This is a genomic window from Acidiferrimicrobium sp. IK (assembly GCF_025499425.1).
In the GTDB taxonomy this organism is placed as follows: domain Bacteria; phylum Actinomycetota; class Acidimicrobiia; order Acidimicrobiales; family Palsa-688; genus Acidiferrimicrobium.
On the sequence record NZ_JAIMCB010000016.1, the window covers coordinates 71306 to 94925 of the forward strand.

The window sequence follows — 23620 nt, forward strand, 5'->3', positions numbered from 1 at the left end:
GCCGCCCGAGGGCAGGGGGCCAGCCGAGGCGGTGACCTGTTAGCTGTTCGTCCCCGGTGTGACTAAAATAGGTGGCGACTTAGTTTCCACAGGGGGGATCAGTGACCACGGTTGACACCGACACATCCGGCGGGGCGGAACGCGGCGCCTGCCCCGTCGTGCATTACGACTTCACGGGGAAGGGGGCAGCACTCTCTCACCTGGAGGCCCTCGACCGCCTACGGGAGATGCACCCGGTCGTGCGCTCGACCTTCGGCGAGGGGTTCTGGGTGCTGACCGACTCGGCCGGTGTCCGCGAGGCCCTGCAGAAACCCGGGACCTTCTCGTCGAGCATCGTCGTGCCCTACGAGCCGGACCCGCCCTACAAGTGGATCCCGGAGATGCTCGACCCGCCGGAGCACACCCGGTGGCGGCAGTTGCTGTCCCCCCACTTCACTCCGAAGGCCATGGAGGCCCTCGACCAGAAGGTGCGGACCCGCTGCGTCGAGCTGATCGAACCCCTGGTAGAGCGAGGCCACTGTGACTTCCTCGAGGACTTCGCGTGGCGATTCCCGACCTCGATTTTCCTCGACCTCATGGGCCTGCCGGTCGAGGACCTCGACCGGTTCATGGCGTGGGAGCATGCCATCCTCCACAACGCCGACCAGGACGCGGACCTCGCCGTGACGGCCATGTTCGAGGTCATGGGCTACTTCCAGGAGTTGATCGCCGACCGGCGCCAGTCACCGCGCGACGACCTGCTCTCCACGTCGCTGACGTGGCAGATCGACGGCGCCCCGATCCCCGAGGACGACCTGCTGTCTTGGTGCCTGCTCATGTTCATGGCCGGCCTCGACACCGTGTCGATCCAGCTGGCGTACTCGTTCTGGCATCTCGGATCCACGCCGGCCGACCGGGAGCGCATCGTCGCCGACCCGGCCATCATCCCGTCGGCGATCGAGGAGCTGCTGCGGGTGTTCTCGTTCGTCGCTCCGGGGCGCAAGGTCACCGAAGCCACCGAGATCTCGGGCTGCCCGATGGCCGACGGCGACCGGGTGATGGTGGCGCTGGGCTCCGCCAACCGGGATCCCAAAGAGTTCGACCGCCCGACCGAGGTGGTCATCGACCGCTCACCCAACAACCACGTGGCGTTCGGCCTCGGCCCTCACCGCTGCCTCGGCTCCCACCTGGCCCGGCGTGAACTGCGTATCGCGCTCGAGGAGTGGCATGCCCGCATCCCCGACTACCGCATCGACGGCTCGGTCGAGGTGGTGGAGCATGGCGGCATGTTCGGATTGGACTCGCTGGCGCTGCGCTGGGACTGAGCGCTCACAGCCTCGAGGCCCAGGTGCCCGTGCCGGCCGGTGGACAACTGGATATCGGGGCGGGGTCTCCTTGGCGTGGCCAGCGGCTGCCGCTAGGGCGTCCGCAGCAGGAAGCACCCGGTTGGTACGCCGCCGCCGGCGGCGACCATGGCCACGCGTGGCTCGCCCGCGACCTGGCGGTCGCCGCCGGCTCCCCGCAGCTGGGTGACCGCCTCGTGGACAAAGCCGTACCCGTGGAGTCTCCCGGCCGACAGCTGACCGCCGGCGGTGTTGAGCGGAAGTTCGCCGTCGAGGGCGATGCGCTTGCCGCCGTCGAGGAACTCGGCGCTCTCGCCGATGCCGCAGAAGCCAAGTGCCTCGAGCCACGACAGGCAGTTGAATGTGAACCCGTCGTAGATCTGGGCTACGTCGACGTCGGCCGGGCGAAGGTCCGTGCGGGTCCAGATGTGGGCCGCCGGACCGAAGATTTGAGGAAGGTGAGTCAGGGTGCCCTGGTCCCACGTCAGGCGCTCCGTGATGCGCGTCCCGACCGCTTCCACCTTGAGAGGCGTCACCCGCAGGTCGCCGGCGGTCTCCGCAGCCGAGACGATGACCGCCACCGCCCCATCACAGGGAACGTCGCAGTCGTACAAGCCTAGGGGGCTGCTCACCATGCGGGCGTCCATGTACTCGTCCATGGTCAGCGGATCGCGGTAGATGGCCGCCGGGTTGCGGGCCGCGTTGGCCCGGGCGTTGAGGGCGATCCACCCGAGGGTCTCGCGTCCACCGCCGAAGCGGTGGAAGTACTGCGAGGCGGTGATGGCAATCCAGTTGGCAGCCGATGTCGCCCCGAAGGGGAAGCGAAACTCCTGGCTGGTCCCGCTCACCCGGCCCGGCTCGGGAGGCAGGCGACCCTCCCGGCCCAGCTGCGCGTAGGTAGCCTCCCAGACCGTGCGGAAGCACAGCACATGGCGGCAGAGTCCCGACGCCACCGCCAGCATCCCGGAGATGATCGAGCCGATCTGGCCCGGTGTCTCGGGGCCGCCGTTGACCCACGTCGGCTGCAACCGGAGAGCCTCGACCAGCGCGCTGACACCCCCCTCGGACATACCGTGGCCCATCGGCCCGGGGTAGCTGGCCACGCCGTCGATGTCCGCGACGGTGAGGCCGGCGTCCGTGATGGCCTCCAGACACGCGTCGACGGTCAGCCCGAGCGGATCGACCATGAGCCGTCGCCCGACACGCGACATCCCGATGCCGCTCACCACCACCCGATCCTCGAACTTAGGACGGGTGCCGATGGGCGTCGGCGCGTCGACGACGGGCAGGTCGACCAGACCGGGCCGGTCTGGCCCCTCGACGGGATGGAAGACCGGGACCCAGACGTCCTCTTGGTGATCGAACCCCACCGCTACCCGCTGCCCGATGCGCACCTCCTCGGGCGGACACCCGACCACGTTGGTGGTGATCCGCAGCGTCGGGTCCTCGTCCAGCTCAACCACTGCGATCACGTAGGGCGGCGGGAACTCAGGCAGCCACTGCTGCACGTTGACCGTGAAGCCGACGACGGTCCCGGTGCCGGCCACCGGTTCGGGCGCCGGCAGCCCGTCGTGGCAGAAGGGGCAGCGGGCTTGGGCCGGGTTGACCCACTTCGCGCAGAGCGGGCAGCGGGCGAAGCGCAGCGCGCCATCGGCCCCCGACGTCCACCACCACTCGTTCCACGGGGTCAACTGCGGCAGCGGGCGTACCGGGGCGTCGGTCATCGGAATCAACTCTATCGGTGCACTGTTTGCGGCGTCCTGCTCACATCGGCCGCCGCCTCAAATAGGGTGCTATTTTGCCGATCAGAGGGCCGCTGCAGCCGGGCGCCCTCCCCACCGAGAGGAGTCTTCCCGTGCCCACGCTCACCGACGCCGGACCGCAGGCCCTGCGCGAGGCCGCCGAGGCACTGGTCGCCGAGCACTGGAAGCCCACGGCCACAGTGCGCGAATGGTGGGCGGCGATGGCGACCGCCGGCCTGTCGCAGCCCACTTGGCCTTTGGGCCTCGGCGGGCGCGGGGCGCTTGGGCGCGACGCTCGGGCCGTCACCGAGGTGTTCAGCCGGGTAGGCGTGGTCGCCCCGCCGACGGGCGGCGTTGCCGTTTCGCTGTGCGCTCCGACCATCCTCGACCACGGCTCCGACGCCCAGAAGGAGAAGTACGTCACCGCCATCGCCGCCGGCGAGGAGTCATGGTGCCAGCTCTTCAGCGAGCCAGGCTTCGGATCCGACCTGGCCGGGGTGACGTCCAGCGCGGTCCGCCGGAACGGCGGATGGGTCGTCACCGGCCAGAAAGTGTGGAACTCCGCGGCCGACGTCGCCCGCCGCGGCCTGCTCCTGGCCCGTACCGATCCGGCCGCTCCCAAGCACCTGGGGCTGACCATGTTCGCCTTCGACATGGACCAGCCGGGCGTCGAAGTCCGGCCGCTGGTGCAGATGAACGGCGACGCCAGCTTCTGCGAGGTGTTCCTGACCGACTGCTTGATCCGCGATGACGACGTCATCGGCGAGGTAAACGACGGCTGGAGCGTAGCCCGCACGACGCTGCGCCACGAGCGCGCTGCCGCTGGCGACCACACCCCCGCCGGCCTGGTGGCTGTCCCGTCCGGAGCCATAGCGGGGCAGCTGGACCGCCCCGTCGGCGAGGTGGTCGCCGAGGGCGGGGTCAAGACCTCCGCCCGGGTCGAGTACGCGGTGGGATCCAAGGTCCTCGTATCGCTGGCGCAGGAGCGCCGCCGGATCGACGACCCGGTCCTGCGGGACCGCCTGGCGCACTATTACATACGGACTCGCATCAACCGGATGCTCGGACAGAAGCTGCGCGAGGTCGGCGCCTCCTACCCGGGGGCTGAGGGCAACCTGGCCAAGCTGGCGTTGGTGGCCGCCTGCCTGGAGTCGCGGGACTTGGTGTTCGACGTGCTCGGTGCCGATGGCATGCTGGCCGGCGATGATGCGCCCCTCGGCGGCAAGCCGGTGCGCTCTGCCCTCGGCGCAGCCGGGTCACGGATCGGCGGTGGCACCGACGAGATCCAGCGCAACGTGATCGGCGAACGGGCCCTCGGCCTGCCGCGAGAGCCCGCCGCGGGCTAGCTCGGCGGCCCCATGGGCGCCGGTGGCTACTCGATGCCGAGCGCCCCGCGCACGTAGCGCAGGCAGTGGTCCACCGCGTCGGCGAGGCGTTTCGGCCGCTGCATTCCAGGCATCCGAGCGACGGAGAAGGCCATGTCCCGGATGGTGCGGGCGTCCAGCTCGGGGTCGACGGAGTGGGCCACCCCCTCCTCGACTGCGGCCCGGATGGCGGCGGCCAGGGGCACCACCGCCAAGTCGATGGCCTGCAGCCGGTCGGCGTCGTGACCATCGTCGCGCTCGAACTGGGCGAACTGCAGTGCCGATGCCCGCTCCGCCCACCGGCGGCGGTAGAAGACGGACAGGTACTCCTCGACACACGCACCGATGGCGTCCAGGGCCGATGAGCTCGCAGCTGCCGCGGCGGCGACCCGGCGGGCAAAGGACTCCGCTTCTCGCCGGTAGACCGCCCACAGCAGGTCGTCCTTGCTCTGGAAGTGGCGGTAAAACGACCGGGTTCCGAGCCCGGCCTCCGCCAGGATGTCGCGCACGCTCGAGGACGCGTACTGGTGGCGGCGCAGCACCTCGATGGTCGCGTCCAGGATGCGTCGCCTCTCGATGTCGGGGCTCAGGTTGCGGGGGCGCCCCGGGCCGGGCTTAGGATCGACCGGAGCCTCACCAACAGTAGGAATCCCACCGATGGCAGGAGCCCCACCCGGCTGCGCCTCGTTCACGGGAGAAGCTTCAGAACCGACCGCCGGAGCGACGCCCACGGAGGGATCGGCGCTCACGACGCCTGCCGGGACATCATCGGGTGGGCACGGACGGTCATGGGAAGCCCACAGTAAAGCCGCTGCGGGGCACAACCTGCGGACGCCTCAACCCCGAAGAGAGAGCAGCGCCCCCAGATCGGCGAGAGAGCGCAGGGTGTCGTTGAGGTGGGTGCACGTGGAGGTGCCCGTCATCTCCCTGCGGACCCACTGGCGCAGGTCGGCGAAGTCCCGGTCCACCACCCGAGAGGCGCTGGCCAGCGCCCCAGGGCATTCCATCCACGGCAGTACGTCGGCGCTGGCGTCGATGCTGGTGATGCGCCCGGTGGGCGGGTCGACCTCGGCTGAGAGGGAGTACTCGTGGATCACGGTCTCCTCGCCGTCCTCGTCCCAGTGCGAGTCCCGGAACAGCACGTCGAGGGTGCAGCGCCCGTCGTCCCGGTCGGGACCGACATCGATACGACGGAGCCGCCGGGTCCCGTGCGGCCCGGGCCCCGCTCCCATGTCGTGCCAGCCGGCCGGGTCGTCGGGGTTCACCAGAGCCGGAGCCGTCGGCCCGATGGGGGTGGCCGCCTTGCCCGTGGTCCGGATGGCGTCGACCATGGTCGACCCGTCGGCCCAGCCGGCGCAGATGTCGACCTTGATGCCGGCCTTGCGGCCCGAATCCACCAGGGCGTCACCCCGCAGGAACGAGTAGCCCCCGACCAGCGCGGCGCCGGGCAGATCGTCGAGGAGCAGGTACAGCGGAGCTCCAGTAGACCCCATGCCGGGCAGCGTGGCGTCGAGCGTGGCCCGGAACCGCGACATCACCGAGGCCCCCGCCAGCCCGTCTACACCCGCAGGCGCCGGGTTGGTGTGCAAGGTAACGATCTGCCCGGTCCGCGGGTCGATGACCGCCTCGATCAGTGCGGTGGCTGCGACCGAGGCCGAGCCGTCCGCCATGGTCAGCACGTCGCGGGCCGCTCCCCGCATGATCGCCTGCCCGAAGAGGCCGTCGGGGCGGCTCGTGTCGATCGTCGTCGTCCGGCGGACTGAGCCCGGGACCCGGGCAGGGGTACCGGCCACCGGGTCGTGGGGACCGGCCTGCTCGAGCCTCAGGATCACCGCGCCCACCGCATGCCTCGTATCCTACCGGTCATTTTGGGTGCGTCGTTTCCGTTCAGGAGCGGGTGCTCGTTCAGGGGACGTAGACGCTGTCGTGGCCCGTGACCAGGCGCAGCAGCACCAGCGGGATGCAAAGGATCACGAAGAAGCTGACCTGGAAGGTGACCATCCACGCCCCGAAGCGGGCCACCTCGAAGCGCCAGCGGGGCCCGACAACCTCGTAGCCCGGGTCGGTCGCGGGGTCGGCCGGGGCCCAGCGGTGGACCAAGGTCCCGGTGCCGGCGTCCCCCGGCGCGACACTGCCACCCGGCTCACCGACCCCGACCTCCTCGCTGCGGGGGGAGCGGATCATGCGCCCCAGCCCGAAGCTGCGCTCGATGACATTTAGGCCCCGGGCCTGGGGTTTGCCGGCGACATAGGCGATGAGGTTGGGCCAGATGCACATGAGGATCATCGGCCAGAGCAGCGGCTGGTTGCCGCGGGCAAAATGGATCTCCGGTCCGAACCCGGGGTTGTAGGTCCACCACCCGAAGTACGCGGAGGTAGTCTCGACGGTCAAGTCCCAGACCACTCCGACCGGGACCGACAGCACGACTACCGCTCTGAGCAGGGTCCACCCCCTCGAACGGGCGAGGCGAGCAGCCAGCGCCAGCACCACGACTGCGTGCACCGTCCAGTACACCGCGTAGGTAAAGGGCATGAAGTAAGGGTCGTTGGGCGTGGTGTAGGGCAACCAGCTGGTGTGGTAGTGGGATAGACGTGGGCTGTAGACCAGCTCCTGACCCCAGTCCCCGATCGTCTCCATCCACCACACCAACGCGGAGCAGACAACGAACAACCACGCCCAAGTGAGCTGCCGCTTCCTGAATGCGTCGACGCTGACTGCCAGGATGATCAGGCTCCCGAAGATCGGAATCGCCACGTTGTAGATCCACACCGCCGGTGGGTGCATCAAGCCCAGCGGCGTGGGTGCGGTCGAAGAAAGCAGCGCAGGAGCACTGCACCGAAGCGGCATTGTCAGTCCCCAGGTCGTCGAGCCGAATCGAAGTGTGACAGTGCGGGAGCAAACAGGCAACCGCCCGGCGCGCCGTCGACGGCGGGCCGGGCAGTTGCTACGGGTTGCCTCTCAAGAACCGGGCAGGCCGGACGTTACTTCTTGGCGGCTTGGGCTGACAGCTCGTTGTGGCGGGCGAACATGTGGGCCGCCTCGGTACGCAGATCGTCGGGGCATGCCGGCGCAACCGGCAGGCCGTGGGTCTTGGACGGAAGGGCCACCGTCGCGGATGCGTACGCCGTCTCGGTGCCCCGCTGGTTGACCATCTTGAGCGACAGGTCGACCAGGCGGCGGCCGGCCTGCTCGTACTTGGCGGTCACCTCACCAGTCAGGAACTGCGTATCACCCTGATAGTTGAACTTTCGGATCGAGTCCTGCAGGTTCTGGATGAACGCGTCGTCGCCTGCCCAGTCCGACACCTGGTGGTAGAACCACGCCTGGCGAAGCACCCCGTAGTCGTAGGCCATGGGGTTCCCGATCGCCTTGGCCCACTGCGAATCCCAGTGCAGCCGCTGCGCTACGTCCCACACACCCTGCTCGTTGCGGATATAGAAGGGCGCGATTCGCTTCCGGTTCTTGTAACCCACCCGCTGGGCCCGCAAGCCGTAGGGGACGAACCCATAGCCGCCAGCGTGGAAGGCGATGATGTCGGTGACGGTCAGCGGTCCCTTGACCATTTCGCCGACGCTGTCGCCGACCTCGACGTCCTCCCAGTAGCGCTTCTCCGCACCGCGGGGGCCCTCTTGCGCATAGATGGCGTCGATGCGCTCGTAGTCCTCGTCGGTGTAATGCGCCGGCTCGATCTCTGCGTACTTGCCCTTGTCTCTGGCGGTCTTTCGTTCGGTCAGCACCCGCAGGATCCGGTAAACCCCGACGACCTCGCCGTGTTGGTTGATGGCCACGTCCTTGCGGGTCTGGATGACCGACCGCCCGGCGAACTCGGACTTCTTGACCTCGATCGACTCCTCGCCGTCGTAGGAGAAGATGCGGTCGCCCGGGTAGATGTGCCGGAACCACTCCCAGGTCCCTCCGGAGACGAACACGTGGATGCCCCGGAACAGGCTCTTGGTGGCCTTCTTCAGCTCGTCGGGGATCGGGTCGCCGAGCATCGGCGTCTTGACGTGGCCAACCATCGTCCCGTGGCCGATCTGGGATCCCCACCGCGTCGTCGGCCCGTAGGCCTCCTCGGTGTACAGCGGGTTGTCGTCACCGACGCCGAGGGACCAGTTGCGCATGGCGTCGGGGGTAGCCACGGAGTACAGCTCGCGGTACCTCGACGCCCGGAAGACGCCGAGCAGCAGCTTGGCCCGCTCGATGTCGTCGTCAGTCAGCTCGTACGCAGTGGCCTTCTCGAACTCGGCTTCCAGTGAAGGGTCCACGTCCAGTGACTTGGCGTGGCCCTTCGACGGCGTTCCGGACTCGACTGTGCTCATAGAGGCCCTCCCCTTGGTCAGGACAAAAATAGACTGCTATTTTATCCAGGCGCAAGGCACTCGTGCCGGGAGACCGCCCGGAGGGGGAGTTGGTGATGATCAGCGTCGAGGAGCTACGGGCCGAGGCCCGATCCTGGCTCGAGGACCACTGGCCGCGACGCGACCCCGCGTCCGACGACGAACGAGAGGACACCATCGCCCGTGTCGGCGGCGACCACGAGGGGTTCGTGGCCCGGGCCCGGGCGTTCCAGCAGCAGTTGGCGGCCGCCGGCCTGGTCGGCATTGCCATCCCCGAGGAGTACGGCGGGCGCGGCCTGACCCCCTCCCATGCGCAGGCGCTGGCCGCCGAGCTGTCCGACTTCGACTGCCCCTCGCTGCGCCCCCTCGGCATCGGTCTCGGACTGGTCGCGCCGACGGTGCTGCGCTTCGGCTCCGAGGAGCAGAAGGCCCGTTACCTCCCTCCCCTGCTCGCAGGCAAGGAGCAGTGGTGCCAGCTGTTCTCCGAGCCCGGCGCCGGGTCCGACCTGGCGGCGCTGCGCACCAAAGCGGTGCGCGACGGCGACTCGTGGGTCCTCGAGGGACAAAAGGTTTGGTCCTCCTACGCCGCCGACGCCGACTTCGGCATCGTCCTCGCGCGCACCGACCTCGAGGCGACCAAGCCGCAGGCGGGTCTGAGCATGTTCATCCTCGACATGCACTCCCGAGGTGTGGAGGTCCGGCCGCTCACCGACATCGCCGGCGGACGGCACTTCAACGAGGTATGGCTGGACCAAGCCACCGTCGCGCACCACGAGGTCTTGGGCCGCTTGCACGGCGGGTGGGACGTCGCCAATGGAACGCTCGGCGGCGAGCGCGGCGGCTACCTGGGCGGCTCGGGCGGCGGGCGGCGGCGCCGTCAGGCCGTGGCAGCACTCTCCACCAGGCGGGATGATCCAGTGGCCCGCCAAGAGGCGGTGCGCCTGATCGCGGCGGAGCGGATCCTCGAGTGGTTGGGGGACCGCATCAAGGTGGGCGCGGTGGCGGGCGGCCACCCGGCGGCCGGCTCGCTGATGAAGGTCGCCGCCGGCAACCTCGAGCAGGCATCCGCCGAGGCCATCGTCGGCTTCACGGGCCCGGCGGCGCAGGCATGGGAGGCGGGCGGCGAGGGCGAGCGGCCCGCGTTCGCGCTCGCTGCCAGTCGGCAGGCCACCATCGCCGGCGGCACCCACCAGATCCAACGCAACCTCCTCGCCGAGAGGGTGCTCGGCTTGCCACGCGAGCCCAGGCCTGCGTAGGACCGATCGAGCCGGCAGAAAGCGCCAGGGAGCACAAATGGGAGATCACTTGGAGAAATGGGTGGCCGAGGTCACAGGAGCACGCACCGCGACGCTCCTTCGGCGCCCGGGGGGCGGCCGCCACCAGGCGTTCGACGTGATCGTCGAGGACGGGGACGGCCGCACCCGGGAGCTGTTCCTACGGGCGGACGCCGGTGACCCGCCGCCGTGGGAGCACTACACGCTGCGCCGGGAGTCGGCGATCTACACCGCCCTCGGGCCCACGCCGGTGCCGGTCCCCCAAGTCGTCGCTCTGCATCCGGAGCTGCCCGCCGCTGTGATGGAGAAGGTCGACGGTGTGGCCCGCTTCGCCGGTCTCGACCGGGCGGTGCAGCAGGAGATCCTGGACCACTTCGTGACGGTGCTTGCAGCGCTCCACGAGTTGGACGCCACCCGGTTGGAGCTGCCCGGGGTTCTCCCCGCCGCGTCCGTGCGCGATGCAGTCGCCAACGAGATCGACGTGTGGGAACGGCGGCTGGAGGACAGCGCCGGTCCCGAGCCGTTCCTCCTGGCGTGTATGCGCTGGCTCCGCGACCACAACCCCGACGTGGCAGACCCGCCGGCGCTCGTGCAGGGCGACACCGGTCCGGGCAACTTCCTCCATGACGGGCACCGGGTGACCGCCGTGCTGGACTGGGAGCTGGCACACCTTGGCGACCCGGTCGAGGACCTGGCGTGGCTTGCCACCCGCAACAGCCAGGAGCCGGTCCCCGACTTCGAGCGCTTCGTCGCCGACTACGAACGCCTTGCCGGTCCCGTCGACCGCGCCAGGCTCGCTTACCACATGGTGTTCGCCGAGGTCCGCATCGCCATCCTCGCCGCGGCGCGCGAGGCCGGCGCCCGGGATCTGCTGGGCGAGGTCGGCAACGGTCTGATCTACGGCGCCCTCCACAAGCGGCTCACCGTCGAGGCGCTGGCGGCGGCGACCGGGGTGACGCTGCCGCCTCTCGCCGCTCCTGCCGCGGCCGACGCCGAGACGCCCCAGACGATCCTCTACGACGCCGCCCTCGAGCAGTTGCGCCAGATCATCGTCCCCCACATCACCGACCCGTTCGCGGCCAGCCGGGCCAAGAGCCTGGCCCGGGTCCTCAAGTTCCTGCGGGGCATGGACTCGCACGGCGCGGCGTTCGCCGCCGAGGAGCTACGCGACATCGAGGCCCTCCTCGGCCATCCGGTGACCGACGCCGCCACCGGCCGCCTGGCACTGGTCGACGCAGTGCACGCCGGCACCTTGGACGCGTCGGCCCTCCTCCCGTCGGCCTGGGCCGCGGTCCGGCGGGAACACCTCGCCATGGGCGGGGCCATGGGCGTCCTGGCCAGCCGCCACCTGCCCGACCCCCGCGTCCCCGCCCCGCCGGCTACGCCCGGGAATGAGGCCTGAGTTGCCCCTCGGACCAGTGACGAGGCGGGAGCGCTGATGGCACCCGCCGGCGGCGGCTACCTGAGCGATGCCCACGTCGTCGCCGAAGGCTTGGCCTTCCCGGAAGGTCCGGTGGCCCTGCTCGACGGGTCCGTGCTGGTCGTCGAGATGCAGCGCGGCACCCTGACGAAGGTGCGACCCGACGGACGCACGGAGGTGGTGGCGGAACCCGGCGGAGGACCCAACGGTGCGGCGATCGGCCCCGACGGGGCGGCGTGGTTGTGCAACAACGGAGGATTTCCCTCCACCGGGAAGGGTCGCATCGAGCGGGTAGACCTCGCCCGCGGCTCGGTCGAGGTCGTGCTCACCGACGCGGGCGGCGAACCGCTGCGGGCCCCCAACGACATCGTTTTCGACCGCACCGGGGGCTTCTGGTTCACCGACTACGGGGCCCACGGGCGGCGCCGGTCGGTGCCCGGCGGCATCTACTACGTGCCGGCCGGCGCCGATCAGGCGGAGGCGGTAGTCGAGTGCGGCCAGGCGGAGCCAGTGGCACGAGGGAGCGCGGTACGGGCTTTCGAGATGTGCTTCCCGGTCGCCGCCCCCAACGGCATCGGCCTCTCCCCTGACGGCACCCGCCTGTACTGGAGCGAGACCGAAACCCGCAGCGTCCAGCAGCGACGCCTGTCGGGTCCCGGGGTCTTGGCCCCGAGTGCCGGCAACACCGTAGCGACGGTGCTCCGGGGACAGCCGCTCGACACCGAGCAGCTGCTCGTCGGCCTGCCGGGCAACCGGTTGCTCGACTCCCTTGCGCTCGACGCAGAGGGCTACGTGGCGGTTGGAACCCTGCTCGACAGCGGCATCACCGTGGTGGCCCCCGACGGCACCTGGGAGCTGGCCCGACTCCCGGCCGCCTGTGCGGATCGCATGGTCACCAACATCTGCTTCGGCGGTCCCGACCGACGTACGGCCTGGGTCACCCTGTCAGAGACCGGCCGCCTGGTGAGCGCGACGTGGCCCCGTCCGGGCCTGGCGCTGGCCTTCGACGCCTGATCCGCCCCCTACACCAGCCGCTCGGCCTGCGCCCAGTACTCGTCGCGGATCTTACGCTTGTAGAGCTTGCCGGCGTCGGTGCGCGGCAGGCTGGTCCGGAAGTCGACGCTTCGCGGGCACTTGTAGTGGGACAGGCGCTCCCGGACATAGGCAATGAGCTCGGCGGCCAGTCCTTCGGACGCGCTGTACCCGGGCGCCGGCTCGACCACGGCCTTGATCTCCTCACCCCACTCGTCGCTCGGGACGCCGATGACCGCGACGTCGCCGACGGCCGGGTGGGAGAGGAGCGCGGCCTCGACTTCGGTCGGGTAGATGTTGACGCCACCCGAGATGATCATGTCCTTGGCCCGGTCGCGGATGAACAAGTAGCCGTCCTCGTCGAGCAGCCCAAGGTCACCGATGGTGAACATCCGGCCCCTGAACACCGACTGGGTGGCCTCGACCCCACCCTCCCCGTGATATTCGAAGGGATCCCCGCCGGTCTCGATGAACACGTGCCCTACCTCGCCGGCGGGCAGCGGGTTGCCGTCGTCATCAAGGATGGCGATCTTCACGCCCCGCACGGCACGGCCCACCGTGCCCGGCTTCTCGAGCCACCGGTAGGGCTTGGCGATCGTGGCGGCGCCCTCGGTACCGCCGTAGGTCTCCCAGATGACCGGCCCCCACCAGTCCATCATCTTCTGCTTGAGCGCCATCGGGCACGGGGCAGCCGAGTGGACCACAGCTTGGAGGTGGGAGTGGTCGTACTTGTCCCTCACCTCTTGGGGGAGCTGGATCAGCCGGTGGAACATGGTTGGCACCATGTAGGCGGTAGTCACCTTGTCGCGGTCGATGGCGGCGAGCGTCGCCTCGGGATCGAAGCGGGGGAGGATCGACAAAGCCTGCCCGACGTTGAGCGCACCAATGTAGAAGGAGTGGGTCCCCACGTGGTGCATCGCCGCAGAAGCCAGATGGATCCCGCCCAATTGCTGGAAGTGGAACGCCCGTCCGAACAGGCTGGCGTTCGACGCCTCGGCCGAGGGGTCGCCCGGAGGGCGGGGCCGCCGGATGCCCTTAGGCAGCCCGGTCGTGCCGGAGGTGAAGGAGAACACTGCACCCGAACGTCGATCCGACGGGAGGGTGCGGGGTTGGGCAGCAAGCGCAGACGCCAGGGGGGTGAATCCCTCCACATCGGGACCCGACGTGAAAGAACGGCTCGGGATAGCTCCGCTGGCCCGCAGCTTGGCGGCCAACGTGGCCAGCTCAGGCGTCGTGGTGTCGACCAGGAGCGCCGCGGCCCCCGCAGTGGAGAGGATTCCGACCACCTCGTCGGCGGACAGGTGATAGTTGAGGGGCAGGAAGTACCACCCCGCCTCCTGGGTGGCCAGTGAAGCCCGGACGATGCCAATGTCATTGGCGGCGAGGACCGCTACGACGTCCCCGTCGACGAGACCGGCAGCCCGCAGGGCGTGGACCAGCTGGTGGGCATCGCCGGCGAGCTCCCCGTAGGTGCGGGTGCCACTCGGCGACGAGACCACTGCGGGTAGGTCCGGGTGGTCCTCGGCGATCCACCAGAACCCCAAGCGTTGCGTATCGTCGGTCATCGGTGGTGCTCCCTCCGAACGTTAATTCGCTAGCTATTATAGCCAGGTCGCGCCGGGACGACGGCGGACGGGGAGGACCCACATGACCGAGGCAGATACCGGCACCTCCGGCGCGGTGGATACGCCGATCACAACGATCAAGTCGATTGACACCGGCACCGACTTTCTCACCGCCGAGATCGGTGCCGACGGCGTCGGTGTCATCACGTTCAACCGGCCAGAGCGTCGCAACGCCCTCAACCCGGCGATGTACCCGGGGATCCACGCCGCCCTCGACGCCTTTGCCGCCGACTCGGATGTCGGCTGCGTGATGCTCACCGGCGCCGGTAGCGCGTTCTGCGCCGGCGGGGACGTGCGCGACGGCTCCGCCCAGCGAAGCGCGCGGCGGCCGTCATACGAGGAGCGCGTCGACCAGCTGTCGGCCTGGACGTCGGTCGTCCCGCGCCTGGCAGCCCATCCTCAGATCGTGCTCGCCGCCCTTCCGGGGCCGGCTGTAGGCGCCGGCATGGCACTGGCCCTGGCCTGCGATCTTCGCATCGCTGCCCGCTCCGCCACCCTGGTCCCAGGGTGGGGGAAACTCGCCCTCGCCGGCGACTTCGGCGGCCCTTGGTTCCTCACCCGCCTGCTCGGCCCGGCCCGGGCCCTCGAGTGGCTCGTGGACGGCCGGTCGATGCCGGCCGAGGAGGCCCTCGGCGCCGGCCTGCTCAACCGGATCAGCGGCGACGCCGACCTGGCGGCCGACGCCCGGTCGTGGGCGGCGGACATCGCAGCGGGGCCGACGCTGACCTGGCGGTACGTGAAGGCCAACGTGAGCAACGCGACGAGGCTGGATCTCGCCGACGCGCTACCGCTGGAGATCGCCAACATGGTGCGCAGCTCCTCCACCCACCAGCACGGAGAGGCTGTCCGGGCGTGGGCGGAGAAACGCACCCCGAAGTACCGCTGAGCGGCCGCGGCTACCCGAGCGCCTTGGCGGCATGCAGCTCCGCGATCTGCTCCCAGTCGTAGCCGGCCTCGAGCAGGATCTCCTCGGTGTGCTGACCGGCCTCCGGCGCAGCCGCCCGCGGCGCCGACGGGACCTCGTCGAACTGGATCGGGGCGGCCGGCAGCCTGAAGGTGGTGCCGTCGGCAGCGGAGACCTCGGGCAGATAGCCGTTGGCCGCCGCCTGGGGGTGGTCGTGGACCTCCAGCGCGTTGATGACCGGGGCCCACACTCCGCTAAACCCCTCGAAGCGCTGTATCCACTCGCTGAGCGGGCGACTGGCAAAAGCCTTGTCCATCTCCCCCACGCACTCCTTGATGTGCTGGCGCCGGACGGTGGCATCAGCGAAGCGAGGGTCGTCGATCATGTCCGGGCGCTCGATGACCCGGCACACCTCAGCCCAGAACCGGTCGGCCTGGAGGCACACCAGGTACAGCCAGCGGCCGTCGCCGGCGCGATACGAGTTGGTCAGCGGGTTGCCCGGTTGGGTTCGGTCGGCGTGGGACCCCGACAACGGCGTGTACGGAGCGGAGGTGATGTCAGGTGCCATCGTCCACCACCCGGTCGCGAGGAGCGAGACGTCGACAACGGCCGCCTCGCCGTGGCGCTCACGATGGAACAGGGCGGTGGAGATCGCGCCGGCGATGGTGTTGGCCCCTTGGAGGTCGAAGAAGGCAGCCGGTTGGGCCGGCGGCGGTCCGTCGGTCTCCGGGTCGTTCAACTTGTCGGCCAGGCCGCTACTGGCCCAGCCGGCGGCGAGGTCGTAGCCGCCAACGTTGCGCATCGGGCCCTTCGGGCCCCACCCGCTGCCACGGACGTATATGAGGTTGGGGTTGGCAGCCCTCAGGTCGTCGACGTCGACGCCGAGGCGCTCCCGGACCGCCGGCAGGTAGCTCGTGAGGAAGACATCCGCGCTAGCCACGACCTTCTTGAGGACCTCCCGCCCGGCCTCGGTCTGCAAGTCGATGGTCATGGACCGCTTACCCCGGTTGGGGATCTCGAGGAAAGGGTTGGGTCCCGACGTTCCGAAGTTGAGCAGGTTTTGGAGAGCCCGCTGCGGGTCCCCGCCCGGGGGCTCCACCTTGATGACGTCCGCGCCCAGGTCGGCTAGGAACGCCCCTGCAGCCGGGACGAAGGTCCACCCGGCCAGCTCGACGATGCGCACTCCAGACAACGGTGCGGTCACAACAGCCTCCCCATGTTCGACCCCGTCCGCATGCCACCACGCACAGGGTTTCCGAAAATTCGACAGCTACTTTAGCGCGAGGCGTGCGCCCCGGGGCCTGGCGGACGCCGGCCTCGCCGCTTCAGATGAACCTGATCGGCCTGTCGACATCCGCCCTGGAGTACTTGGAGATGTAGGCCAGCTGCGCCCGCCAGTGGGCCTCCGCGGCGACTCCGTCGCCCTGCTCGACGAGGCGGACCAACTTCCGGTAAGAGCGCACTGCCCGGTCGAAACGGGCCTGGTCGCTCGCCAGGCTGGCCCACGAGTAGTACTCGGCACGCAGCTCGTGGAGCAGGCGGGAGATCGTCGCCAGGGTGGTGTTGCCGGCCCTGGCCACAACCGCTTCGTGCAGCTCGGTGGCCGCGGCACCGAAGGCCTGACGGTCGAAGTTGCGGGCCGCGGCAGCCGCCCGGTCCACCACTGCGCTGAGCGCGGCGACGTCCTCGTCGGTGTGGTGGTCGGCCAGGCGGCCGGCCAGCGCCGGCTCGATGAGCTGGCTGGCCGCGTCCAAGTCGGCGTAGGTGACACGCTGCAGCTGGAGGGTCAGGGCTAGGGCCTGGGCCAGGTGGTCCACCTTCGGGTGGGTCACCCGACCTCCGCCCTGCCGGCCCCGCCGCACCTCGATGAGCCCCTGGGACTCGAGGATCCGCAGGCCCTCACGCACGGTTGTGCGGGCCAGGCCCAATCGGGTCATCAGCTCGTCCTCGGGCGGCAGCCGGTCACCCGGCTGTAGTTCGCCGCGAGCGATCCTGCTCCGCAGGTCCCGCGCGACCTGCTCTCCCGATTTGAGGCTCTCCCCGTTGGTGTCGCGCAGCTCGCTCACGGGGCCGTCGGCCACCCTCGACTGCGCTGGGCTCTCGGCATCCCGACATCCTTCCCGAAGTGTCCCCGGGCCAACGGTGCCCGTCACGGACGCATGGTAGACCAGCCTTCCAGATACTCAACGGTGACTTCGACAGGCGGTGAACGAGCGGATGGCCCCCGCTCCGTAACCCCAAACTCGCTGCCGGATAACCTCCGGGCATGGAGATCAACGGGAAAGTCGCGGTCGTCGTCGGCGGAGGGTCGGGCATGGCTCGGGCGTCGGCAGAGCTCCTGGCGTCGAAAGGCGCGACGGTTGCCATCGTCGATCTACCTTCCTCTGCCGGCAAGGAGGTGGCCGAGGCCATCGGCGGCACGACGAGCTTCCACCCTCTCGACATCACCGACGCCGACGCCACCGAGGCGACCCTCCAAGAGGTCGTCGACACCCACGGAGCCCTGCACGTCGCGGTCAACACAGCGGGCGGCGGGATCGGCAAACGGACTCTTTCCAAGGACGGCCCGCACGACCTCGAGAGCTTCCGCATGGTGGTTGAGCTCAACTTGGTCAGCACATTCAACCTCAACCGGCTCGAAGCCTGGCACATGAGCAAAAACGAGCCAGAGGATGGCGAACGGGGCGTGATCATCGACACGGCGTCGATCGCTGCCTTCGAGGGCCAGATCGGCCAGGTCGCCTACAGCGCCTCCAAGGCCGGCATCGCTGGCATGATGCTGGTGATGGCCCGGGACCTCGGCTCTGTCGGCATCCGGGTCAACGCCATCGCCCCCAGCCTGTTTGAGACCGGCGCGGTCAAGGGCGTGCCCGACGAGATGAAGGCCAAGCTGACCGAGGGGGCCGCCTTCCCCCACCGAATGGGCCGTCCCGGCGAGTACGCCAAGCTGGTGGCCGCCATAGTCGACAACCCGATGCTCAACGGGGGCACCATCCGCCTCGATGCCGGCCAGCGCTTCAGTCCCCGCTGACCCCCACCGGCTCGGCCTGGCCCCCGCCAGGGGAGGCAGGCGCGGGGCCCGAGTCTTCGCTGTCGCCCTCGGCCATCTCGTCCATCGAGATCGGACCTCTGGCCCGGCCCGCGAAGAACTGGCGGACCACCGGGTTGTCCATGGCGTTCATCTCCTCCTTGGGTCCGAACGCCACCAGCTTGGAACGGAAAAGCAGCCCCATGTAGTGAGCGGTGCGGTTCACCGACTCGATGTTGTGGGTGATGATGAAGAAGGTGGCTCCGGTCTCCGCCTGGGCGGTGTTGACCAGCTCGTCGAGGTAGGCGACGCGCACCGGGTCCAGCCCGGAGTCGGGCTCGTCGAAGAGGATGATCTCCGGGTCGAGGACCAGCGCCCGGGCCAGCCCGGCCCGCTTCTTCATCCCGCCGGACACCTCGCCGGGGAGCTTCTTCAGGTGGGCGACCAGCCCGACCAGCTCCGCCTTCTCCATCACCTTCACCCGGATCTCGCGCTCGGAAGCCTTGGTGTGCTCCCGCAGCGGGAAGGCGATGTTGTCGTAGAGGCTCATCGAGCCGAACAGCGCCCCGTCTTGGAACAGGACCCCGAACTTCCGCCGGATCCGCAGCAGCTCCTTCTCCGACACGCCGACGACGGGGTCGCCGTCGACGTAGATCTGCCCGGCCTCGGGCCGCAGCAGGCCGATGATCACCTTCAACATGACGGACTTGCCGGTCCCGGACGGGCCGAGGATGGCGGTGGTCTTGCCCCGGGGAACGTCGTAGGTGACGTCTTCGAGCACCCGGTGGGAGCCGAACTGCTTGGTCACCCCCCGGATTGAGATGATCGCGTCGTCGGGGACGACGACGGGGTCGGATCGGGTCTTGGCGAACATCAGAGGCTCTCCACCATGGTGTCGAGGGTCCGGATACGGCGGGCGAGGGTGCCGAGGATGGCGAAGGCCAGGCGGGGGACCTCCGCGAGCAAGGCGTTGAAGTCGGTGGCGTCGACCACCAGCACCTGGAGGTCGGTCGTGGCGGTGACCGTCGCGGTGCGCGGCTCGCCGTCGAGCAGCGACATCTCCCCGACCACCTCGCCCGGCCCGACCACCGCGAGCGAACGGCCGCCTCGGGTGACCTCAGCGGTTCCCGACACAATGACGTAGGCCACCCCGCCTTGCTGTCCCTCACGGGTCAGTACGCCGCCGGCGGACACCTCCTCTTCGACGACGACCTCTGCGATGGCGGCCAGGTCGGACCGGGAGAGGCCCTCGAGGATGCTCAGGCGTTTGATCCGCTCGATCTTGTCGTTGCGTTGCAGCCGGAAGACCATCACGATTCCCCTTAATGCACCGAGGCGGCGACGTCGAGCAGCCAGCGGCCGCCCTGGTGGACCATTGTGTACTCGAACGCCTCGGTCTGGGCCGAGGGCGTCTTGGACGCCGAGTTGGCGACGGTCTGGTCGACGACGACGAGGACCGTGACCCGGTTACCGCTGGCGCTCTTCACGCCGTAAGACGCCAGCTTGGCGCTGGAGGTCGCCTTGTACTGGGTGAGGACCTTGACCAGGCTCTGCGCCCCTTTGTTGAACGTGGTGCCGAAACCGGGCGTCGAGAAGGACTTCACCTCGGCGAAGAACTGGTTGAGGTGGTTGTAGTCGTAGGTGGCCAGCGCCAGCGCGTCGGACTTCGCGGCGTTGACCGCGGCGGCGCGGTCCGCGGCCGCCGCGCTGTTGGTGTGGTTCTGGTAGGCGAACCATCCGGCCGCGCCGAGCGCGGCGATCAGCACCACGCTCACCATCGTCCGTGCCACCGTCAGGTGGGAAAAGAGCCGCCGGGCGCGTCCCGCCCGCCGCGGGGCGTCATCGCCGAATGCCTCTTCCCCCTCGCCGGGCGCCTCCTCCTCGCCGGCGCCCGGCCCGCTCGTTGTCAACCCGGAACTCTCGTCCGTGTCCTGGGCAGCCAGCATGGGAGCCTCGGGCTCTACGAGGCCTACCTCACCGCTGTGGCGCCACCGGGAGAGCAGGTCCTCACCGGACTGGGCCATGGCTGGTTGGGGCAAAGTGGAGGATGGGGCGGCGTTGTCGGTCATGGTTGGACTCCCGGTGCGTTGGCGGATCCCCGCTGTTGGAGCGTGGGACCGCTGGACGTGCAGGTTCGACTGAGGTCAAGCGGTGCCGACGCCGCGGTGGGCTCACCCATCGGGGCGTTGGCGTAGGTACAGGTTGGTTCGCTGTCGTTTAGGAAGAACTTGGCGTTGATGGTGCCTGGTCCGATCGTCCCCTGAAGGTTGCTCGTGACTACCGGCAATACCTGCAAGAGAGCCTGAACTGCCGGCTGATTGTTGTCGGCCACGTCGGCGACGGTGGCCGAGTGACCGGTGAGCGAAATGACCGACGAGGTGTCGGCGGCTAGCAGGGCCTGCAACTGGGTCGCCGCCGCGGTGCCATTGGACAGCAAGCTCGTGACATCAGCGGAAGAGCTGTCGAGCTGAGCGGTTAGTGAAGCCAGACTGGCGGAGAAGCTCCGCACGTCTGGGTTGGTGGCCTGCGCCGTCGCCAGGAGAGTTCTCCCCTGATCGATCAAGTCGTTGGCCTGGGGCGCCACCGTCCCGAGGGTAGAGAAGAGGCGCTCGGTCGAGTCGAGAAGGATGTGCAGCTGGGGGCCGCTGCCCTGCAGGGTGGTGGTAAGCGTGTCGAGCAGCCTGGAGAAGGCCACGGTGTTGACGCTGTTGGTGAAGCCGCCAGCGTGGATCAGTACGTCTTCGACGGTGACGGGCACCGTAGTGCTGCTCGAGCGCACGACGCTCCCGTCGTGCAGCCACGGCCCCGATGCCGCGAGAGCGGCCCGAACGGAGTTCGGCGGTGTGAAGTCGAGGTACTGCTCGCCGACCGCCGAGAGGTCGTGGACCGCCGCCTGGCTGTCCGCAGGGATCTTGGTGCCGGGGTTGACGCGAAGGTGCGCCGTCACCCCTTCCGGACGCAGCGACAGGCTCGAGACTCGGCCAACGTCGACGCCCCGGTAGGCGACGTATGCTCCGCTGTAGAGGCCCCCGGCACGGGACAGCTGTACCGACACCGCGTAGGGCTGGGCGCCCACCCTGAGCTGGAGGACGCTGAAGAGGATGTAGGACACCCCGGCGAGGACGATGGCAGTCAGCAGACCGAGGCGAATCACGATCTTTCCGGTCACGGGACCGACGCCCCCAACTGGTCGAGGGCTCCAGAGGACTGAGACGAGCCGGCGGGCTGGGACGAGCTGTCGGTGCTCAGCCCGTCAGGCGGCACGTAGTTGGACTGTGGGTTCAAAGGGTTGCAGTGCGCTGGATTGGCGGCGGGAATCAAGTGAGGGGTGCATGACACGCCGGGGAATATCCCGACGAAGTCGACCTGTGCCTGTGCATAACCGGCTGGGGCCACGTGCTTGGCAGCGTCGAGGAAGCGGTTGACGTCGGTGAGGTCCCGCCCGATCTGATCCTGGATCCCGGCCAGCTGCAGGGAGACCGGCGCGAGCTGCTTGCTGTCCGCGATCAGATTGGCGCCGCTCGTCTGCAACAGAGAGGTGACCGCCGGCGTCAGCTTGTTGACGCCCGCGAGCAACTGGTGGAGGGCCGCCGTATTGTCCTCCAGCGTCTGTGCCGCGACCGGCAGCGTGTTGAGAGCGGCGACGATGGACGAGCTCCCGGCGTCGAGCTGGCCCGCCACGTTGCCGACCGACCTCAGGGCATGGTCGATGCTGGCGTCATTGGAGGCGAGCGATGTAACGGTGCTGTTGAGCTGCGAGAGGAGGGTCCCGATCTCGGGCCCGCGGCCTCCGAGGACCTGGTTGAGTTCGGAGACGACACTCTCGGCCTGCTGGAGGCCTCCCCCGTAGAGCACTGCAGCGAGGGCAGCGAAGGTGTCGGCCACGCTCGGGGCGGCCCGGGTCTGGGCAGCGGAGAGGGTCGCGCCCGGCCTCAAGCGGGGGTGCCCCGGATTGATAGGTGGGACGGTCAAGGCAATGAACTCGTCACCGAGCGGGGTCGAGAACCGGGCCTCGGCCGTGGTGCCCGCCGGCAGGTCGACGCCGTGCTGGATGGTCATACCGACCAACGCCTGGTAGTCGCGAGCCTTGATCGAGGTGACCCGCCCGATAACGGCATCGCCTTCACGCACCTCTGCGTTGGGCGCCAAGTTTTGCACGTTGGCGAACACCGCGTTGAGCCGGTAGCCGCTTGCCGTTCCCCCGATCTGGGGTAGCGACTGAAGGCTGACGCCGCAGCCGCTGACTAGCGCTGCGACTGCGCTGGCAGCCGCGGCGAAACCGGCCCAGCGAAAGCGCGACTGCCTGCTCATCGGCGCTGCGCCGCCAGGAGAGCGGGGAGGGACATATCGGGGCCGGCGGGACCGCCGGGAGCCAGCTGGAGCTCGGCGGCGGCGGCACCGAATGCGCAGATCGGGTCAAGGGTCGTGGTCTTGTTGCCCTCGACGAATTGCCGGACCGCGCGGGCCGTGTCAGAACCGCAGATGGTCTGGAGCGCTCCGAGGGAATCACCGGCGCCATCAACGCGAGCCATGATCACCTTCTTCGGTTGGCCGGGAACGGTGTAATCGATGCCCACGGTGTTGGAGAGGTTCTGGCCGGCCAGGGGCGTCAGCTCCAGCGCCTGGGCCAGGCTGCGCTGCTGGGCGGCCACCGCCGACACCGCCGTATCCAGGTTGCGGACGGTGCCACCGATCGCTGATCCGTTGGCCTTTACGAACGTGGCGACGTCAGCCAGCGTCTGCTGCAGGGTCGACAGAGCCGCCGCCAACTGACCCCTCTCATCGTTGAGCTGACCAGCGGCGCCGGAGAGTGAGGAAGTGAACTGTTCGTAGTTCTGACTGTCGGCAGCCAGCACCGAGACGAACGAGTCCAGTTGGCTGAGCGTGCCAGCCAGCTGTGGAGCGTCGGCGGCCAGCCCCGTGGCGGCGGCGGAGGCCGCCGCAATGGTGTCGTGCAGCGGCTGGCCCTGCCCGTCAAGCTGACGGTTGAGCTGAGTGATCAGGTTGGAGAGCACACCGGACTTGTCCGCTGCGGTGGGTCCGAGTGCGACGAACAGCGAGTTGAGAGTGCCGAGGATCTGGTCCACTGTGAGCGGCTCGGAGGTCCGGGTGACGGGGAGGGTCGCGCCGTCGGCCAGCGTGGGTCCTCCGCCGTAGGCCGGGGAGAGCTCGACGTTGCGATCATTGACCACCTGTGGCGCATCCAGGATCGCCGACACGCCAGCCGGGATCTTCCACCGCTTCTGCACGGACATGGTGACCAGCACTCCGCCCGGCTGGGGGGACACCGACGTGACGGATCCGACCGGCATCCCCAGGACGTCGACGTGATTGCCTGCGTACAGTCCGGGCGCCTGCGCGAAGACGGCGCGTATTGTCCGCATCGACGTCTGTCCGGAGCGGGCCACGACAACTCCGACAACGCCGGCGAGGATGATTACGCCGACTAAGAGGCCGCGCGGATAGGCGAAGGAGCCCCTGACCAGCATCTCCGCGCCGTTTGAGGGGCATCCACCGGTCGTCGTGTTGGCCCGAGTTTGATCTCGGGTGCGACCAACAACCGACGACCGAG

At 69.2% G+C, this 23620-nt stretch carries 21 protein-coding genes; 7 read left to right on the forward strand and 14 right to left on the reverse strand.

The genetic code is table 11. The features are described from left to right. The first annotated feature begins 101 nt into the window (after positions 1-101). Entirely contained in the window at positions 102-1304 is a 1203-nt protein-coding gene (locus K6U06_RS20970) for a cytochrome P450 (RefSeq protein ID WP_262323929.1), read from the forward strand. A gap of 92 nt (positions 1305-1396) precedes the next feature. Here K6U06_RS20970 and K6U06_RS20975 read toward each other — a convergent pair whose 3' ends face one another. Further along, on the reverse strand, positions 1397-3046 hold the full coding sequence (locus tag K6U06_RS20975; protein WP_262323930.1) for a thiolase C-terminal domain-containing protein: 1650 nt from the start codon (positions 3044-3046) through the stop codon (positions 1397-1399). 131 nt (positions 3047-3177) lie between these two features. On the opposite strand from K6U06_RS20975, the gene K6U06_RS20980 reads away from it, so the two are divergent. Continuing rightward, positions 3178-4410, forward strand: a complete 1233-nt coding sequence (locus K6U06_RS20980; RefSeq protein ID WP_262323931.1) for an acyl-CoA dehydrogenase family protein — start codon at positions 3178-3180, stop codon at positions 4408-4410. A gap of 26 nt (positions 4411-4436) precedes the next feature. Here K6U06_RS20980 and K6U06_RS20985 read toward each other — a convergent pair whose 3' ends face one another. From K6U06_RS20985 to K6U06_RS21000, 4 genes are all read right to left on the reverse strand, one after another. Further along, positions 4437-5120, reverse strand: coding sequence for a TetR/AcrR family transcriptional regulator (locus tag K6U06_RS20985; RefSeq protein WP_262323932.1), 684 nt, complete (start codon positions 5118-5120; stop codon positions 4437-4439). A gap of 144 nt (positions 5121-5264) precedes the next feature. Continuing rightward, positions 5265-6269 (reverse strand): DUF2889 domain-containing protein, encoded by a 1005-nt coding sequence (locus K6U06_RS20990; protein WP_262323933.1) that lies wholly within the window; start codon positions 6267-6269, stop codon positions 5265-5267. Positions 6270-6333: 64 nt separating this feature from the next. Continuing rightward, positions 6334-7212: a spirocyclase AveC family protein gene (locus tag K6U06_RS20995; RefSeq protein ID WP_262323934.1), complete on the reverse strand. Its 879-nt coding sequence runs from the start codon at positions 7210-7212 to the stop codon at positions 6334-6336. 197 nt (positions 7213-7409) lie between these two features. Continuing rightward, positions 7410-8747: a MaoC family dehydratase N-terminal domain-containing protein gene (locus K6U06_RS21000; protein ID WP_262323935.1), complete on the reverse strand. Its 1338-nt coding sequence runs from the start codon at positions 8745-8747 to the stop codon at positions 7410-7412. Positions 8748-8842: 95 nt separating this feature from the next. Here K6U06_RS21000 and K6U06_RS21005 point away from each other — a divergent pair, with 95 nt between their 5' ends. Genes K6U06_RS21005 through K6U06_RS21015 form a run of 3 tightly spaced genes read left to right on the forward strand, consistent with a single transcriptional unit; the run spans position 8843 to position 12473 of the window. Beyond that, complete coding sequence (locus K6U06_RS21005) at positions 8843-10021, forward strand: acyl-CoA dehydrogenase family protein (protein ID WP_262323950.1); 1179 nt, start codon at positions 8843-8845, stop codon at positions 10019-10021. Between the two features lie 37 nt (positions 10022-10058). Continuing rightward, positions 10059-11441, forward strand: a complete 1383-nt coding sequence (locus tag K6U06_RS21010; RefSeq protein ID WP_262323936.1) for a phosphotransferase family protein — start codon at positions 10059-10061, stop codon at positions 11439-11441. A gap of 36 nt (positions 11442-11477) precedes the next feature. Then, positions 11478-12473: an SMP-30/gluconolactonase/LRE family protein gene (locus K6U06_RS21015; protein WP_262323937.1), complete on the forward strand. Its 996-nt coding sequence runs from the start codon at positions 11478-11480 to the stop codon at positions 12471-12473. A gap of 8 nt (positions 12474-12481) precedes the next feature. On the opposite strand, the gene K6U06_RS21020 is transcribed toward K6U06_RS21015, so the two are convergent. Continuing rightward, positions 12482-14056 carry an AMP-binding protein gene (locus tag K6U06_RS21020; protein ID WP_262323938.1) on the reverse strand — a complete coding sequence of 525 codons (1575 nt, stop codon included), beginning with the start codon at positions 14054-14056 and terminating at the stop codon, positions 12482-12484. A gap of 82 nt (positions 14057-14138) precedes the next feature. Between K6U06_RS21020 and K6U06_RS21025 the strand changes: the two genes are divergently transcribed. Continuing rightward, positions 14139-15002 (forward strand): enoyl-CoA hydratase/isomerase family protein, encoded by an 864-nt coding sequence (locus K6U06_RS21025; RefSeq protein ID WP_262323939.1) that lies wholly within the window; start codon positions 14139-14141, stop codon positions 15000-15002. 10 nt (positions 15003-15012) lie between these two features. Here the strand turns inward: K6U06_RS21025 and K6U06_RS21030 are convergent, their stop codons facing one another. Both K6U06_RS21030 and K6U06_RS21035 read right to left on the reverse strand, forming a co-directional pair. Continuing rightward, positions 15013-16224, reverse strand: coding sequence for a CaiB/BaiF CoA transferase family protein (locus K6U06_RS21030; RefSeq protein WP_262323940.1), 1212 nt, complete (start codon positions 16222-16224; stop codon positions 15013-15015). 121 nt (positions 16225-16345) lie between these two features. Next, positions 16346-17101 carry a FadR/GntR family transcriptional regulator gene (locus tag K6U06_RS21035; protein ID WP_262323941.1) on the reverse strand — a complete coding sequence of 252 codons (756 nt, stop codon included), beginning with the start codon at positions 17099-17101 and terminating at the stop codon, positions 16346-16348. A 185-nt stretch (positions 17102-17286) separates the two neighbouring features. Between K6U06_RS21035 and K6U06_RS21040 the strand changes: the two genes are divergently transcribed. After that, a complete protein-coding gene (locus tag K6U06_RS21040) occupies positions 17287-18051 on the forward strand; it encodes an SDR family NAD(P)-dependent oxidoreductase (RefSeq protein ID WP_262323942.1) in 765 nt (254 codons plus the stop codon). Here the strand turns inward: K6U06_RS21040 and K6U06_RS21045 are convergent. The 6 genes from K6U06_RS21045 to K6U06_RS21070 are packed head-to-tail and all read right to left on the reverse strand — an operon-like array spanning position 18038 to position 23537. Continuing rightward, positions 18038-18922 carry an ABC transporter ATP-binding protein gene (locus K6U06_RS21045; RefSeq protein ID WP_316044740.1) on the reverse strand — a complete coding sequence of 295 codons (885 nt, stop codon included), beginning with the start codon at positions 18920-18922 and terminating at the stop codon, positions 18038-18040. The genes K6U06_RS21040 and K6U06_RS21045 overlap by 14 nt on opposite strands. Then, a complete protein-coding gene (locus K6U06_RS21050; RefSeq protein ID WP_262323943.1) occupies positions 18922-19359 on the reverse strand; it encodes a Crp/Fnr family transcriptional regulator in 438 nt (145 codons plus the stop codon). The genes K6U06_RS21045 and K6U06_RS21050 overlap by 1 nt, the downstream gene beginning before the upstream one ends. An 11-nt stretch (positions 19360-19370) precedes the next feature. Further along, positions 19371-20117, reverse strand: a complete 747-nt coding sequence (locus K6U06_RS21055) for a hypothetical protein (RefSeq protein WP_262323944.1) — start codon at positions 20115-20117, stop codon at positions 19371-19373. Continuing rightward, complete coding sequence (locus tag K6U06_RS21060) at positions 20114-21217, reverse strand: MCE family protein (protein ID WP_262323945.1); 1104 nt, start codon at positions 21215-21217, stop codon at positions 20114-20116. The genes K6U06_RS21055 and K6U06_RS21060 overlap by 4 nt, the downstream gene beginning before the upstream one ends. Beyond that, positions 21214-22359 carry an MCE family protein gene (locus K6U06_RS21065; RefSeq protein ID WP_262323946.1) on the reverse strand — a complete coding sequence of 382 codons (1146 nt, stop codon included), beginning with the start codon at positions 22357-22359 and terminating at the stop codon, positions 21214-21216. The genes K6U06_RS21060 and K6U06_RS21065 overlap by 4 nt, the downstream gene beginning before the upstream one ends. Next, a complete protein-coding gene (locus K6U06_RS21070) occupies positions 22356-23537 on the reverse strand; it encodes an MCE family protein (protein WP_262323947.1) in 1182 nt (393 codons plus the stop codon). Before K6U06_RS21070 ends, K6U06_RS21065 begins: the two co-directional genes overlap by 4 nt. Positions 23538-23620: the final 83 nt, after the last annotated feature.